Annotated in this window: 15 protein-coding genes; 12 read left to right on the forward strand and 3 right to left on the reverse strand. The window is 68.2% G+C overall.

The features are described 5' to 3' along the window. Positions 1 to 77: 77 nt before the first annotated feature. The 4 genes from A5651_RS11385 to A5651_RS11400 all read left to right on the forward strand — a co-directional run bounded on the left by A5651_RS11385 (position 78) and on the right by A5651_RS11400 (position 3600). Positions 78 to 647: a TetR/AcrR family transcriptional regulator gene (locus A5651_RS11385; protein WP_066979817.1), complete on the forward strand. Its 570-nt coding sequence runs from the start codon at positions 78 to 80 to the stop codon at positions 645 to 647. Between the two features lie 18 nt (positions 648 to 665). Beyond that, positions 666 to 1163: a glutathione peroxidase gene (locus A5651_RS11390; RefSeq protein WP_066979820.1), complete on the forward strand. Its 498-nt coding sequence runs from the start codon at positions 666 to 668 to the stop codon at positions 1161 to 1163. A gap of 67 nt (positions 1164 to 1230) precedes the next feature. Continuing rightward, positions 1231 to 1935 (forward strand): DUF2334 domain-containing protein, encoded by a 705-nt coding sequence (locus tag A5651_RS11395; protein ID WP_066979821.1) that lies wholly within the window; start codon positions 1231 to 1233, stop codon positions 1933 to 1935. A 21-nt stretch (positions 1936 to 1956) separates the two neighbouring features. Beyond that, positions 1957 to 3600, forward strand: a complete 1644-nt coding sequence (locus A5651_RS11400) for an FAD-binding dehydrogenase (RefSeq protein WP_066979824.1) — start codon at positions 1957 to 1959, stop codon at positions 3598 to 3600. Between the two features lie 6 nt (positions 3601 to 3606). Here the strand turns inward: A5651_RS11400 and A5651_RS11405 are convergent, their stop codons facing one another. After that, positions 3607 to 4257, reverse strand: coding sequence for an MBL fold metallo-hydrolase (locus tag A5651_RS11405; protein WP_066979826.1), 651 nt, complete (start codon positions 4255 to 4257; stop codon positions 3607 to 3609). A gap of 31 nt (positions 4258 to 4288) precedes the next feature. On the opposite strand from A5651_RS11405, the gene A5651_RS11410 reads away from it, so the two are divergent. The 3 genes from A5651_RS11410 to purQ are packed head-to-tail and all read left to right on the forward strand — an operon-like array spanning position 4289 to position 5915. Then, positions 4289 to 4966, forward strand: a complete 678-nt coding sequence (locus tag A5651_RS11410; RefSeq protein ID WP_066979830.1) for an ATPase — start codon at positions 4289 to 4291, stop codon at positions 4964 to 4966. Positions 4967 to 5001: 35 nt separating this feature from the next. Beyond that, positions 5002 to 5241: a phosphoribosylformylglycinamidine synthase subunit PurS gene (gene purS, locus A5651_RS11415; RefSeq protein WP_066979834.1), complete on the forward strand. Its 240-nt coding sequence runs from the start codon at positions 5002 to 5004 to the stop codon at positions 5239 to 5241. Further along, entirely contained in the window at positions 5238 to 5915 is a 678-nt protein-coding gene (purQ, locus tag A5651_RS11420) for a phosphoribosylformylglycinamidine synthase subunit PurQ (RefSeq protein ID WP_066979837.1), read from the forward strand. Before purS ends, purQ begins: the two co-directional genes overlap by 4 nt. 4 nt (positions 5916 to 5919) lie before the next feature. Here the strand turns inward: purQ and A5651_RS11425 are convergent, their stop codons facing one another. Then, positions 5920 to 6717, reverse strand: a complete 798-nt coding sequence (locus tag A5651_RS11425; protein ID WP_066979840.1) for a family 1 encapsulin nanocompartment shell protein — start codon at positions 6715 to 6717, stop codon at positions 5920 to 5922. 4 nt (positions 6718 to 6721) lie between these two features. Beyond that, on the reverse strand, positions 6722 to 7750 hold the full coding sequence (locus A5651_RS11430; protein ID WP_066979843.1) for a Dyp-type peroxidase: 1029 nt from the start codon (positions 7748 to 7750) through the stop codon (positions 6722 to 6724). A 42-nt stretch (positions 7751 to 7792) separates the two neighbouring features. On the opposite strand from A5651_RS11430, the gene A5651_RS11435 reads away from it, so the two are divergent. From A5651_RS11435 to A5651_RS11455, 5 genes are read left to right on the forward strand one after another with little or no spacing between them, the layout of a single operon-like run. Further along, on the forward strand, positions 7793 to 9061 hold the full coding sequence (locus tag A5651_RS11435) for a M18 family aminopeptidase (protein ID WP_066979846.1): 1269 nt from the start codon (positions 7793 to 7795) through the stop codon (positions 9059 to 9061). 3 nt (positions 9062 to 9064) lie between these two features. Further along, positions 9065 to 10273, forward strand: a complete 1209-nt coding sequence (locus tag A5651_RS11440) for a sodium:proton antiporter (RefSeq protein WP_066979850.1) — start codon at positions 9065 to 9067, stop codon at positions 10271 to 10273. Beyond that, a complete protein-coding gene (gene purL / locus A5651_RS11445; RefSeq protein WP_066979853.1) occupies positions 10270 to 12576 on the forward strand; it encodes a phosphoribosylformylglycinamidine synthase subunit PurL in 2307 nt (768 codons plus the stop codon). The genes A5651_RS11440 and purL overlap by 4 nt, the downstream gene beginning before the upstream one ends. 17 nt (positions 12577 to 12593) lie before the next feature. Next, entirely contained in the window at positions 12594 to 14339 is a 1746-nt protein-coding gene (locus tag A5651_RS11450) for an alpha/beta hydrolase (protein ID WP_369803940.1), read from the forward strand. Beyond that, positions 14339 to 14956, forward strand: coding sequence for a CPBP family intramembrane glutamic endopeptidase (locus A5651_RS11455; protein WP_156662834.1), 618 nt, complete (start codon positions 14339 to 14341; stop codon positions 14954 to 14956). The genes A5651_RS11450 and A5651_RS11455 overlap by 1 nt, the downstream gene beginning before the upstream one ends. Positions 14957 to 14976 lie beyond the last annotated feature (20 nt).

Genomic DNA, 14976 nt, shown 5'->3' on the forward strand with positions numbered 1-14976 from the left:
AGACAGTGACAAGATGTACCGAATCACGATAAGCAACGCATCTAGGCACTGTCAAGATTCCGCGCTATGCTCGCGACATGACCAGCAAGGCCGGCTATCACCACGGCGATCTGAAGGCCACCATCCTCGGTGAGGCGGCGGCGCTGGTCGCCGAGCGCGGCGCCGACGGCCTATCCCTGCGCGAGCTGGCCCGCGCGGCGGGCGTTTCTCACGCCGCGCCCGCCCATCACTTCACCGACCGCCGCGGGCTGTTCACCGCGCTGGCGACTGAAGGCTTCGACATGCTCGCCGCCGCGCTCGCCGGTGCACGCCCCGACTTTCTCGCCGCTGCGCTGGCGTATGTGCGGTTCGCCATCGACCATCCCGGCCACTACGCGGTGATGTTCGACAAATCGCTCTACGAGGCCACCGATCCCGCGCTCGTGGCGGCCGAGACGGCCGCCGGCTCCGAGCTCGCCGCGGGGGTAGGCACCCTCGACGATCCGCGCGCGAAGAACGATCCGCAAGCCGCCGCGCTCGCGGCTTGGTCTCTGGTGCACGGCTTTTCGCTGCTATGGCTCAACGGCGCTATCGAGGGCGCTATCGATAAGGCCGCTGACCCGGTTGCGACAGTGCAGCGGGTGGCCGGAATGCTGTTCGCGACGTAACGGGTAGCCTGCGATGGCATGACGGACACGCAGCTCACCGACATCGCGCTGACCACCCTCGACGGCAAGCCCACCACGCTGGGCGAACTCGCCGACGGCGCGGCCCTGATCGTCAACGTCGCCTCCAAATGCGGTCTGACACCCCAGTACAGCGCCCTGGAAAAGCTCGCCAAGGACTACGGCGATCGCGGCCTCACCGTCATCGGTGTGCCCTGCAACCAGTTCATGGGCCAGGAGCCCGGCACCGCCGAGGAGATCCAGACGTTCTGTTCCACTACCTATGGGGTCACCTTCCCGCTGTTGGAAAAGACCGACGTCAACGGCCCGGACCGGCATCCGCTGTTCGCCGAGCTGACGAAGACCGCCGATGCCGGCGGCGAGGCCGGCGACGTGCAGTGGAACTTCGAAAAGTTCCTGCTCGCACCGGGCGGCGCGGTGGTCAAGCGGTTCCGCCCGCGCACCGAACCGGACGCCCCCGAGGTGATCGAGGCCATCGAGTCGGTTCTGCCGCGATAGCTGAATCTACAACTCCTGTAAGAGTGTCGGAAACCCTTGCGACACCTGGCGTTGCGACAATGCCGGTGTGGCTGGACAACTGATCGTCTCGATTTCCGGCATCCGCGACGAGACGCTGCCCGATGTCGAGGCATTCTGCGCGCTACTGGATGAGCGCGCCGTGCCGTCGTCGTTTCTCGTCGCACCGCGGCTGAAGAGCGGTTACCGGCTGGACCATGACCCGACGACCGTGGAGTGGCTTTCTGCGCGCCGCGGCCGCGGCGACGCCATCGTCCTGCACGGCTTCGACGAGGCGGCGACCAAGAAGCGGCGCGGCGAGTTCGCCACGCTGCAAGCGCACGAGGCGAACCTGCGGCTGATGGGCGCCGACCGCATCCTCGAACACCTCGGCCTGCGTACCCGGTTGTTCGCCGCACCCGGCTGGACGGTGTCGCAGGGAACAGTGAATGCGTTGCCGCGCAACGGCTTCCGACTGCTAGCCGGGCTGGGCGGTATCACCGATATCGTTCGCAAGTCCACGGTCCGCTCGCGGGTGCTCGGCATCGGCGAGGGGTTCCTGTCCGAGCCGTGGTGGTGCCGCACGTTGGTGCTGTCGGCCGACCGCACCGCGCGGCGGGCCGGAGTGGTGCGTGTCGCGGTCGCGGCGCGGCACCTGCGCACACCGGGGCCGCGCCAGGCCATGCTCGACGCCGTCGACCTGGCGCTGATGCATCAGTGCGTGCCCGCGGTGTACGAGTGGCGGCCCTATCCCGCGCTGACCGACGCCGCCTGACCGACCGCTACATTGGCGGCCATGGCAGATGATGACGTCATCGTCGTCGGAGCGGGCCTGGCGGGCCTGGTCGCCGCCTGTGAACTGGTGGAGCGGGGCCGCCGCGTCCTGATCGTCGACCAGGAGAACGACAACAACATCGGCGGGCAGGCGTTCTGGTCGTTCGGTGGCCTGTTCTTCGTCAACAGCCCCGAGCAACGCCGGCTGGGCATCCGCGACAGCCACGAGCTGGCCCTGCAGGACTGGTTGGGCGCGGCGGGATTCGACCGCCCCGAGGACCACTGGCCGCGTCAGTGGGCCCACGCCTACGTCGACTTCGCCGCCGGCGAGAAGCGCAGCTGGCTGCGGGAGCGCGGCCTGAGCACCTTCCCGTTGGTGGGCTGGGCCGAGCGCGGCGGCTACGACGCGCGCGGGCACGGGAATTCGGTGCCGCGCTTCCACATCACGTGGGGCACCGGCCCGGCGATCGTCGACGTTTTCGCTTGCCGGTTGGTGGACAACGATGCAGTGACGTTCGCCCACCGCCACCGCGTCGACGAGTTGATCGTCGAGGACGGTGCCGTCGTGGGCGTGCGCGGCACGGTGCTGGAACCGACCGATGTAGCCCGCGGTGTGGCCTCGTCGCGAATTACCGTTGGCGAGTTCGAGTTCCGCGCTCAGTCGGTGGTCGTGGCCAGCGGCGGCATCGGCGGCAACCACGACCTGGTGCGGCAGAACTGGCCCAAGCGGATGGGCCGGGTGCCCGAACAGCTGCTCAGCGGTGTGCCGGCGCACGTCGACGGCCGGATGATCGGCATCAGCGAGTCGGCAGGAGCCAACGTCGTCAACAGCGACCGGATGTGGCACTACACCGAGGGCATCACAAACTACGACCCGATCTGGCCCATGCACGGCATCCGCATCCTGCCTGCACCGTCGTCGCTGTGGCTCGACGCCAGCGGAAAACGGCTGCCCGCACCGCTATACCCGGGCTTCGACACCCTCGGCACGCTGGAATACATCGCCCGCACCGGTCAGGATTACACGTGGTTCGTGCTGAACGCCCGGATCATCGCCAAGGAGTTCGCGTTGTCAGGGCAGGAACAGAACCCCGACCTCACCGGCCGCAGCGTGCGCGACGTGCTCGCGCGGGTGCGGCCGGGCGCGCCCGCGCCGGTGCAGGCGTTCGTCGACAAGGGGGTCGACTTCGTCAGTGCGAAAACATTGCCGGAACTGGTCTCGGCGATGAACTCCGTGCCCGACGTGCTGCCCCTCGACTACGCCACGGTGGAGGCGGAGGTCACCGCGCGCGACCGCGAGGTCGCCAACCGGTTCACCAAGGACGCCCAGGTGACGGCGATCCGCGCGGCGCGCGGCTATCTCGGCGACCGCTTCACCCGCGTCGTCGCCCCGCACCGGCTTACCGACCCGAAGGCAGGCCCGCTGATCGCGGTGAAGCTACACATCCTCACCCGGAAGTCGTTGGGAGGCTTGGAAACCGACCTCGACTCGCGCGCGCTGCGGGCCGACGGCACGCCGCTGCCGGGGCTGTATGCCGCCGGGGAGGCTGCGGGCTTCGGCGGCGGCGGTGTGCACGGCTACCGCTCGCTGGAAGGCACCTTCCTCGGGGGCTGCATCTTCTCCGGCCGGGCGGCGGGCCGCGCGGCTGCGCGCGACACCGCGTGAGCCCTCCTAGAACTGCGTGCTGTTCTCCTCGTCGAGGACACAGAAGTCGGTGTCAGTCATCTCCGAGAGCCTGCCGTAGTAGATCCCGCGGGCGCCCGGATCGATGATCCCCTGGTGGATCGGCACTGCGCGCGTCGGCGCCACCGCTCGCAAAAAGTCAACGGCCTCAGAGATTTTCATCCACGGCGCGGCGGCCGGTGCGGCAAGCACGTCCACCGGCTCGCCCGGCGTGAACAGCGCATCGCCCGGATGCATCAACCGCGCCGGGTGATCGCCGTCGCCGATCAGGTAGGAGATGTTGTCGATCACCGGGAGATCCGGATGGATCACCGCGTGCTTGCCCCCGACACCGCGCACCGTCAACCCGCCGACGGTGAACTCGTCACCGACGTGCACGGCCTTCCACGGCCCGCCAAGCTGCGACGCCGTCTGCGGGTCGGCATACAGCGCCGCCTGCGGATTGGCCTCCACCAGCGCGGGCAGCCGTTCGGTGTCAGCATGGTCGGGGTGCTGATGGGTGATCAGGATCGCGTCCAGCCCCGTGATTCCCTCGAAGCCGTGCGAGAAGTTCCCCGGGTCGAACAGCACCGTGGTCGTGGCCGAATCAATGTTGAACTCGGCGAGAAGGCACGAATGGCCAAAATGGGTCAGCTGCATGTCTATATTCTGCGCTCAGGGGTGGTGCGCGATGCGACTGATGCTTGCGGCAGTGCTGGCGTCGTGCGGGCTGGCGCTTGCGCCCGGCGGCATCGGCCCTGCGTCGGGGACGCCGATGAATTGCCCGCCGAACTGCGACCGCATCCCGAACTCGGCGTGGATTGATTCGACGGCGATCCCGCTCTACCCGGTCTACCGCTGGCCGGGGCTGGCGGGCGTGGCCGTCACCGCGACCAACCCCCGCTTCCGGTTCGAGGAGGCGTGCAGCACGCCGGTCGTCCCCGACGACCCCCGCAGCTACGCGGTCGCCGCGCGGGCCACGGTGCCGCAGCCCGACGGGCAATGGCAGCTTCAAGTGCAGGTGCTGCATTGGCGCGGAGAGACGTGGCGCGGCGCGCAGCTCGCGTCGAGCGTGTTCGACAAGGCCGTGTCGGCGCTGCGGTCGTGTCAGCTGACCTCTCCGCTGACGTCGCCGTCGCTGACCACCGCCACCGGAGACCGGATCGCGGCCGTGGTCAGCGGGGTGCTGCCCGGCCAGGCCGTGCTGCACACGTACCTGCTGGTGAACCCGCTGAACAGCACCGTTGTCGAGCTGGCGATGTGGGCAAACAGCCCACCGCGCGTCGATTGGCCTGTGGTGGCCGATGCCCAGGTGCTCGAGGCGATGAACGCCCCGCTGTGCACGGCGTACATCGACTCGTGCCGGTGAGGCGGTGCGCCCGTGCCCGCCGGTAGAGTGAGCGCGTGGCAAAGGTGGTTGTGCACGTGATGCCGAAGGCCGAAATTCTCGACCCGCAGGGGCAGGCGATCGTCGGCGCACTCGGCCGCCTCGGCTACAACGGGATATCAGATGTGCGGCAGGGCAAGCGGTTTGAGCTGGAGGTCGACGACAGCGTCGCCGACGAGACGGTCGCCGAGATCGCCGAATCGCTGCTGGCGAACATCGTGATCGAGGACTGGTCAGTCAGTAGGGAGCCATCATGACCGCACGTGTGGGGGTTATCACATTTCCCGGCACGCTCGACGACATCGACGCCGCGCGGGCGGTCCGGCTGTCCGGCGCCGAGTCGGTCAGCCTCTGGCATGCCGATGCCGACCTCAAAGGTGTCGACGCCGTCATCGTGCCCGGTGGGTTCTCCTACGGTGACTACCTGCGGGCCGGCGCGATCGCCAAGTTCGCGCCGGTGATGACGTCGGTCGTCGACGCGGCGAACCGCGGAATGCCGGTGTTGGGTATCTGCAACGGCTTTCAGGTGCTGTGCGAGGCGGGCCTGCTGCCCGGCGCGTTGACCCGCAATGCCGGATTGCACTTCGTGTGCCGCGACCTGTGGCTCGAGGTGGTGTCCAACATGTCGGCGTGGACCAGCCGCTTTGAGCTCGGAGCTGATCTGTTGATCCCGTTGAAGTCCGGCGAGGGCCGCTACGTCGCCTCCGACGCCGTGCTCGACGAGCTGGAGGGCGACGGCCGCGTGGTGTTCCGCTACCGCGACAACCCCAACGGCTCGATGCGCGATATCGCCGGGATTTCATCGGCCGACGGCCGCGTGGTCGGGTTGATGCCGCACCCGGAGCACGCCACCGAGGCCCTCACCGGGCCTTCCGATGACGGGCTGGGGCTTTTCTACTCCGCGCTCGATTCGGTGCTCGCCAGCGTCTAGGCCGCTAGGGCGTCAGCGCCACCGAAGCCTCGGCGGTGTAGCACAGGAACGTCATCGTCTCCTCCAGGTAGAGCTGAACCGTGTCGGCGTCGTGCGACAGGTAGCCGATGCACACGTCGGTGCCGAGCTGAAGGTCGAAATCGCCGCCCCGAGTGGACAGTACGAATGCGCCGTCGATTGCCGGCGCCCAGATGATGTCCCCGTCGACGAGCCGGTTGAGGTGTTCGCGGATCGGATAGCCGTGTTCGGTGGTCTCGCTGACCGCGGTGTACACATCGGCTGACAGCAGCACCGAATAGGGCCCGTCGACGCCGGCCAGCCGCAGCTCCGACAGCGCCTGGGCGATCACATCGGGGATCTCGCGCGCATCGGTGGGCAGCGTCAGCGCCGGGTTCGAGCTGCAGGCACGGATGCCGCTGATCGACGCGGCCTCGTAGCCCTCGAAGATCGCCCGGTCCTCGACGAACGCCAGCTTCTTCGCGGCGTCCTTGACCGGGTCCCAGTCGGAGTCCTGCGATCCGCGCTCGACATCGTCAATATCGGTGCGCGACAACGTAAATGGCACCCGCAGCCGGACCAGCGGCCTGTTGTCGCGCAGGTGCGCGACCACTCCGTCCCCGGGGGCGGCCACGTCGAGCAGGTGCCCGGTGCTCACCGCCGCCGCCGTCGGCCCACCCGGCTCGCTCACATCCACGACGCGACGACCCGCGATGTGTCGCTTGAACGTGCGCGTCGCCTCCATTTCGATTTCAGCCCAAGCCTTTTCGGTGATCGGAGCCAGATCGCGGTACAGGTTGTTCATCTACTCAACTTCCTTTCAGGCTGCCGATGCGCAGTGATCCGTCACGGGGGGCAGGGGACACTTCCGGAGGGACCGGCTGGTCCTCGTCGGACGCCGAATCAGCTTGCGGCGGTGGGTCGTCGAGGAAGTCGACGGTGGGTGTGAAGAACATGCTCCCGGTCAACGCCGTGGAAAAGTCCAGTATCCGGTCGGTGTTACCCGGTGGGTCACCGATGAACATGTTGTCCAGCATGCGTTCGGTGACCGCCGGGGTGCGTGAATACCCGATGAAATACGTGCCGAATTCGCCCTTGCCGATCTCCCCGAACGGCATGTTGTGCCGCACGATCTTCAGCTCGGTGCCGTCGTCGTCGGTGATGACGTTCAGCGCCACATGGGAATTGGGCGGCTTGACCGCATCGTCGAGCTCGATGTCGTCGAGCTTGGTACGACCGATCACCCGTTCCTGCTCCTCGGTGGACAGCGCATTCCACGACCCCATATCGTGCACGTACTTCTGCACGTGGACATAGCAGCCGCCCGCGAAATCGGGGTCCTCGTCACCGATCTGGGTGGCCGACACCGCCAGCGGCCCGTCTGGGTTCTCGGTGCCGTCCACGAACCCCATCAGGTCCCGGTTGTCGAAGAACTTGAAGCCGTGCACCTCGTCGACGACGGTGACCGCGCCGGCCATCGCCTCGACGAGCTTGGTGGCCAGCTCGAAACACACATCCATCGACTCGGCGCGGATGTGAAACAGAAGATCGCCAGGCGTCGACGGGGCGTGGTGGCGCCCGCCGCGGATCTCGGCGAACGGATGCAGTTCGGCCGGACGCGGCCCGGAAAACAGCCGGCCCCAGGCGTCGGACCCGATCGAGGTCACCACCGACAGCCGCTTCGTCGGATCGCGGAAACCGATCGCCCGCACGAGACCCGAGATGTCTGCCAACGCGTCATGGACGGTCGATTCGCCGCCCTCGTCGATGGTCACCACCAAGAAAACAGCGGCCGGCGTCAGCGGAGCCAGAACCGGTTGCGGCAGAACAGCGGGCACCGTTGAACCTTAATTCAAGATCGTCGGTGAAAATGGTGAACCATGTCGCAAGCAAGCGCCCAGGGGTTGTGCGAGTTCATCGACGCGTCGCCATCACCGTTTCATGCGTGCGCCACCGCCGCGGCGCGGCTGCGCGACGCGGGCTTTCGTGAACTCGCCGAAGACGCTGCCTGGCCCGAGGACGGCGACTTCTTCATCGTGCGCGCCGGATCGCTGGTCGCCTGGCGCGCCGGTGCCGAAGACGACCGTCCCTTCCGCGTCGTCGGGGCGCACACCGACAGCCCCAACCTGCGGGTCAAGCAGCATCCCGACCGGTTCGTCTCGGGGTGGCGGGTGGTGGCGCTACAGCCGTACGGCGGGGCGTGGCTGAATTCGTGGCTCGACCGCGACCTCGGCCTCAGCGGGCGGTTGTCGGTACGCACCGGCTTCGGTGCTGAAGCGATCGAGCACCGATTGATCCGGATCGACGAGCCGATCCTGCGGGTGCCGCAGCTGGCCATCCACCTCGCCGAGGACCGCAAGGCCGTGACGCTGGACCCCCAACGGCACGTCAACGCGGTCTGGGGCGTCGGCGACGGGCCCCGGTCTTTCCTGGGCTACGTCGCCGGGCTGGCCGGGGTGGACGCCGACGAGGTGCTCGGTTTCGATCTGATGACCCACGACCTCACCCCGTCGACGGTGGCAGGCGTGGACGGCGACCTGGTCAGCGCCCCGCGACTGGACAATCAGTGCACGTGTTACGCGGGCCTCGAAGCGTTTCTCGCCGCCGAGCCGACCGGTTACCTGCCGGTGCTCGCGTTGTTCGACCACGAGGAGGTCGGCAGCCAATCCGGCCACGGGGCGCAATCCGAGCTGCTGCCCACGGTGCTCGAGCGCATCGTGCTGGCCGCCGGCGGCGGGCGCGAGGACTTCCTGCGCCGGCTGCCGGGCTCGATGGTCGCGTCGGGCGACATGGCACACGCCACCCACCCGAACTATCCGGAGCGGCACGAGCCGTACCACCTGATCGAGGTGAATGCGGGCCCGGTGCTGAAGGTGCAGCCGAACCTGCGCTACGCCACCGACGGCCGCACGGCCGCGGCGTTCGAGCTGGCCTGCCGCCAGGCCGGTGTTCCGCTGCAACGCTACGAGCACCGCGCCGACTTGCCGTGCGGGTCGACGATCGGGCCGATGACCTCGGCCCGCACCGGGATTCCGACTGTGGACGTCGGCGCCGCGCAGCTGGCCATGCACTCGGCGCGTGAGGTGATGGGTGCCCGCGATGTGGCCGCGTATTCCGCGGCGCTGCAAGCATTTTTGTCACCGGCCTGACCTATGTTGGCGTCGCTCATCGCGGTTGCGCTGGTCCTGGTCGCGTGGTCGCTGTCGGCGCGCCGGCTCGAGCGCTGGCGGATCACGGCGCCGATGTTCCTCGTTCTGGCGGGAATCGCGGTGGGCCTGTGGACCCAGGACGCGCTGGCCGAGTCGCTGAACACCGACACCGCGCAACACGTCGCCGAAATCATCGTCGCCGTGCTGCTGTTCATCGACGCCACCGACATCCGCGGCGGGCTGTTCGGTAGTCAACCGCGCGCCGCCGTGCGGGTGCTCTTCATTGCGATGCCGCTGAGCCTGCTGCTGTCGGTCGCGGCGGGCCTCTGGCTGCTGCCCAGCCTGGGCTGGGCGGTACTGCTGGTGGTCGCCTGCGTGGTGGTGCCCACCGATTTCGCCCCCGCCGCCTCGGTGCTGCGCGACGGGCGCGTGCCCGCACGGGTTCGCAACGTGCTCAACGTGGAAGCGGGCTACAACGACGGCGTCGTTTCGCCGGTCTTCATCTTCGCCCTCACCCTCGCCGGGGACCGCACGCACGCGTCGACGCCGGTGGAGGCGCTGGGCTCGGCCATGCCCCAGGCGATCAAGGCGATCGTTGTCGGTGTCGCCGTCGGAGCCGCGCTGGCCCTGCTCACCAACTTCGCCGAACGGCGCGGGGCGATGACCGACCAGAGCAAGCGAATGGTCCTGGCGGCAGCGCCCATGCTGGCCTACGGGCTGGGCCTGGCCGTCGGCGGCAACGGCTTCGTCTCGGCCTTCGTCTGCGGGATCGCCTTCAACTATCTGCGTCGCTCCGATGCAATCCGCGAGGAGCTGGAACTGCTCGACGACATCGGCTTTCTGCTGTCGGCCGTGATGTGGTACGTGTTCGGCGCCACCGCCGTGCTGGCTCTGACCTTGGGGGTGTCCTGGGGGATGGTGGCCTTCTGCCTGCTGGCGTTGACGGTCGTGCGGCTGGTGCCGGTGCTGGCCGCGATGCTCGGATCGCCCTACTCGTGGCAGGAGCGGTTGCTGCTCGGCTGGCTGGGCCCGCGCGGCACCACCTCGATCGTGTTCGGGTTGCTGGCGTTCAACGTGTTGACCGGCGACGACGAGCGTTCAGCCCTCTTGGCCATGGTGATCGTGGTGCTGGGCAGCGTGGTGCTGCACGGGGTCGGCGCGCCCGCGGCCGCCCGCGCATATCGCAGGTCGCAAACTAGACTGGCCGGGTGACCTCGGAGCCCAGTCATTCGGTCGACACCGTAGAGCACGCGGCATCCACTCCCGATCAGCCGCAGCCGTTCCGAGAACTCGGCCTCAAAGACGACGAGTACGAGCGCATCCGGCAGATCCTCGGCCGCAGACCCACCGACGCCGAGCTGGCGATGTATTCGGTGATGTGGAGCGAGCACTGCAGCTACAAATCGTCGAAGGTGCACCTGCGGTACTTCGGCGAAACCACTACCGAGGCGATGCGATCGGCCATGCTCGCGGGCATCGGCGAAAACGCCGGCGTCGTGGACATCGGTGACGGCTGGGCCGTCACCTTCAAGGTCGAATCGCACAACCACCCGTCGTACGTGGAGCCGTACCAGGGCGCCGCGACCGGCGTCGGCGGAATCGTCCGCGACATCATGGCGATGGGCGCCCGCCCAGTCGCCGTCATGGACCAGTTGCGGTTCGGCGCCGCCGACGCGCCTGACACCCGCCGCGTCGTCGACGGTGTGGTCCGCGGCATCGGGGGATACGGAAACTCGTTGGGCCTGCCCAACATCGGCGGTGAAACCGTCTTCGACGCCTCCTACGGCGGCAACCCGTTGGTGAACGCGATGTGCGTCGGTGTGCTGCGCAAAGAGGACCTGCACCTGGCATTCGCGTCGGGCACCGGCAACAAGATCATCCTGTTCGGGGCGCGCACCGGGCTGGACGGTATCGGCGGGGTGTCGGTGCTGGCGTCGGAGACGTTCGGCGGGGACGAAGACGGGGCCGGCCGAAAGAAGCTGCCCAGCGTGCAGGTGGGTGACCCCTTCATGGAGAAGGTCCTCATCGAATGCTGCCTGGAGTTGTACGCGGCCGGCCTGGTGATCGGCATTCAGGACCTCGGTGGCGCCGGATTGTCTTGTGCCACATCGGAACTCGCCTCTGCCGGCGACGGCGGTATGACCGTCGAGCTGGACACGGTGCCGCTGCGGGCGGCCACCATGACGCCGGCGGAGATCCTGTCCAGCGAATCACAGGAACGGATGTGCGCCGTCGTCGCACCCGACAACGTCGACGCGTTCATGGCGGTATGCCGCAAGTGGGAGGTAGTCGCCACGGTCATCGGCGAAGTCACCGACGGTGATCGGCTGAAGGTCACCTGGCACGGTGAGACGGTCGTCGACGTGCCGCCCCGAACGGTGGCGCACGAGGGCCCCGTCTACGAGCGGCCGGTGCAGCGACCGGACAGCCAGGACGCCCTCAACGCCGACACCTCCGACCGGCTGCCGCGTCCGAAAACCGGTGAGGAATTGCGGGCGACTTTGCTTGCGCTGGTGGGCAGCCCGCATCTGTGCAGCCGGGCGTTCATCACCGAGCAGTACGACCGCTATGTGCGCGGCAACACCGTGTTGGCCGAGAACGCCGACGGCGGTGTGTTGCGCGTCGATGAGTCCACCGGCCGCGGCATCGCGGTGTCCACCGATGCGTCGGGCCGCTACACCCAGCTGGACCCCTACACCGGCGCGCAGCTGGCGCTGGCCGAGGCGTACCGCAACGTCGCGGTCACCGGCGCCACTCCGATCGCGGTCACCAACTGCCTGAACTTCGGTTCACCGGAAGACCCCGGGGTCATGTGGCAGTTCTCCGAAGCGGTCCGCGGCTTAGCGGACGGCTGTGCGGCCCTTGGTATCCCGGTCACCGGCGGCAATGTGAGCTTCTACAACCAGACCGGCACCACCGCGATTCTGCCCACCCCGGTCGTAGGGGTGCTCGGTGTGATCGACGACGTCGCCCGCCGCATCCCGACCGGGTTCGGCACCGAACCCGGCGAGACGCTGTTGCTGCTCGGCGACACCCGTGACGAGTTCGACGGCTCCATCTGGGCGCAGGTCACCGCCGACCATCTGGGCGGGCGGCCGCCACAGGTGGATCTGGGCAGGGAGCAGTTGCTCGCCGAGGTGCTTTCCGCGGCGTCGCAGGACGGGCTGGTATCGGCCGCCCACGACCTGTCCGAGGGCGGCCTGATCCAAGCCACTGTGGAATCGGCGCTGACCGGCGAAACCGGTTGCCGCATCATCCTTCCCGAAGGGGCCGATCCCTTCGTCACGCTCTTCTCAGAGTCGGCGGGCAGGGTGCTGGTCGCCGTCCCCCGCACCGAGGAAAGCAGGTTCCGGTCCATGTGCGAGGCTCGCGGTCTGCCGGTCACCCGCATCGGGGTGGTGGACCCGGGACCACAGGGTGAAGCGGCCGCCGTCGAAGTGCAGGGTCAGTTCACGGTGTCGCTGGAGGAGTTGCGCAGCACGTCGGAGGCCGTGCTGCCCGGGTTGTTCGGGTGAGTGTTCCGACAGAGAACATCACCGGCGAAGGGGTCGCCGCCAACCACGAGCGTCGGCAACGACATCCGCTGCTGGTGTGGGCGTGGAGCCTGGTCCGGTTGGACTTCGTCGGCATCGTCTTCGGCGCGGGATTCTTCTGTCTGTCGCTGACGCCCTCACTGCTGCCGCGTGACTGGCTGTTTCAGGGACTCATCGGGGGACTCAACGCCGCCATCGGCTACGGCATCGGTGTGTTCATCGGAAGGATATTGCGGCGCTTCGTGTTACACCGCCGACAGTGGTGGCCACCACCGAAGCGGGTGGTCTACTGGGCCAAGACCGCCGCAGTGACCTTCTCGACCGCCGCGAGCCTGCTGATGCTGATTCCAGCCGCCGCCTGGCAGCGACAGGTCTCGGCGGAGATGGGCATGGAAGGCCCCGCGACGGCGGGATATCTGCGCACCCTGGTTCTGGCGATGCTCGTCACCGGCCTGTGCGTCTCCGGGTCGCGGGTCATCATCGACCTGATCAAGACGATGGCCCGGTACTTCATTCGGCGCTGGCGGTTGCACGACGAGGTGGCGTTGTTCATCGGCACGGCCATCGTCGTGGTGCTGGCGATCACGTTGATCAACGGCGTGCTGATCCGCGGCTTCCTCGCCGGCGCCAACAGGGTGTTCCAGCCGCAGAACGCTACCACGAGAGAGGCCATCACTCAGCCGCTGCAGCCCGAACGCTCCGGCAGCCCAACGTCTCTGGCGCCGTGGGAGACGCTGGGCTACCAAGGCCGCAATTTCGTCGCCACCGGCCCGCACCTCGAGGAGCTCACCCGCCTCAACCGCGCCCCGGCCAAGGAGCCGATCCGGGTGTATGCCGGCCTGCAGACCGCCGACACAGATCGGGGGCGCGCCGACATCTTGGTCCGCGAGTTGGACCGCACCCGAGCCGCCGACCGCAAGGTGCTCGTGATCGTCCCCACGACGGGCACCGGCTGGATCAACCCCGTCGCCGCCAGGGCGCTGGAACTCATGTACAACGGCGACACCGCGATCGTCGGGTCACAGTATTCCTATCTGCCGAGCTGGATCTCGTTTCTCGGCGATCAGCAGAAATCCATGGAGTCGGGCCGGGCGATGATCGACACCGTCCACAGCTGGTGGATGCGGCTGCCGCCCGACCACCGGCCCAAGCTGCTGCTCTACGGCGAGAGTTTGGGCTCGATGGCCGGACAGGGCGCCTTCGACTGGCTGCCCGACATCTCCCGGATGGGGTTCTCATCGGTGTTGTGGGTGGGCCCGCCGAACGCCAGCCCGCTGTGGAAGGCCATCACCGTGCGGCGCGACCCCGGAACACCGGAGGTGCAACCTCGTTACGACAACGGGCGCACGGTGCGGTTCTCCCAGGGCAACGGCGCCGCCGAGATCGCCGCCGACACCGAAGGCGAATGGGAGGGCACGCGTGTGCTGTTCCTTCAGCACGCGTCGGACCCGATCGTGTGGTGGTCGGCGGACCTGTTGTTCAACCGGCCGGACTGGCTGAGAGAACCACCCGGCCGCGACCGTTCGCCGGTCATGCGGTGGTATCCGATCATCACCTTCTGGCAGGTCGCCGCGGACATGACGAACGCGAGCTCCGTTCCCGGCGGCCACGGCCACAACTACGGCGAGTACGTGCTCGACGGCTGGGCGGCCGTCGCGCCGCCCGACGGTTGGACCCACCAGGACACTGATCGCGTCCGCTCTGTCCTGGAGGACTCCGTCGCCAAATATGGGCCTGAATACTAGTGCGTGGCAAGCGGTTTCGTGCAGGCGCCCTTGCGGTCGGGTTGGTGGCCTGGAGCGGACTGGCCGATCCGCGGATACCGGCGCGCGTGCAGCCCGCGGTTCGTGCGGGGTTGGGGACAGTGCTGGTTGCGGTGACCCGCGCACCGCTGGGTCTACGCCCCCCGCAGCTGTGGACGGGGCTGCGGCTCGGGTGCGCCATGGCCGTACCGATTATCGTCGGCGTCGCCGCGTCGACGGCTGTGGCGCCGGTGCGCTCGGCGATGGCCGACCGCGACCTGCCTGCGCAGGGCTGGCTGGCGGTGCGCATTCCCATCGGCACGGTGTGGCCGGAGGAGGCGATGTTTCGGGCGGCGCTCGGCACCGCGGCCGCTGAGGCGTTCGGTCCGACCCGCGGCCGGCTGCTGCAGGCCGCCGCGTTCGGGCTGTCCCACATCGCCGACGCCCGAGGCACCGGCGAACCGCTGGCCGCCACGGTGGCAGCAACGGGCTTCGCGGGCTGGTGGTTCGCGCTTCTCTACGAACGGTCCGCCAGCCTCGCCGCACCGATGCTGGCGCACCTCGCGATCAACGAAGCGGGTGCGCTCGCCGCGGTCGGCGTGCAGCGACGGAGGGCGTAGCCGCCGCGAAACGATATTCC

It is taken from the genome of Mycobacterium sp. 1274761.0 (assembly GCF_001668615.1).
Lineage (GTDB): Bacteria > Actinomycetota > Actinomycetes > Mycobacteriales > Mycobacteriaceae > Mycobacterium.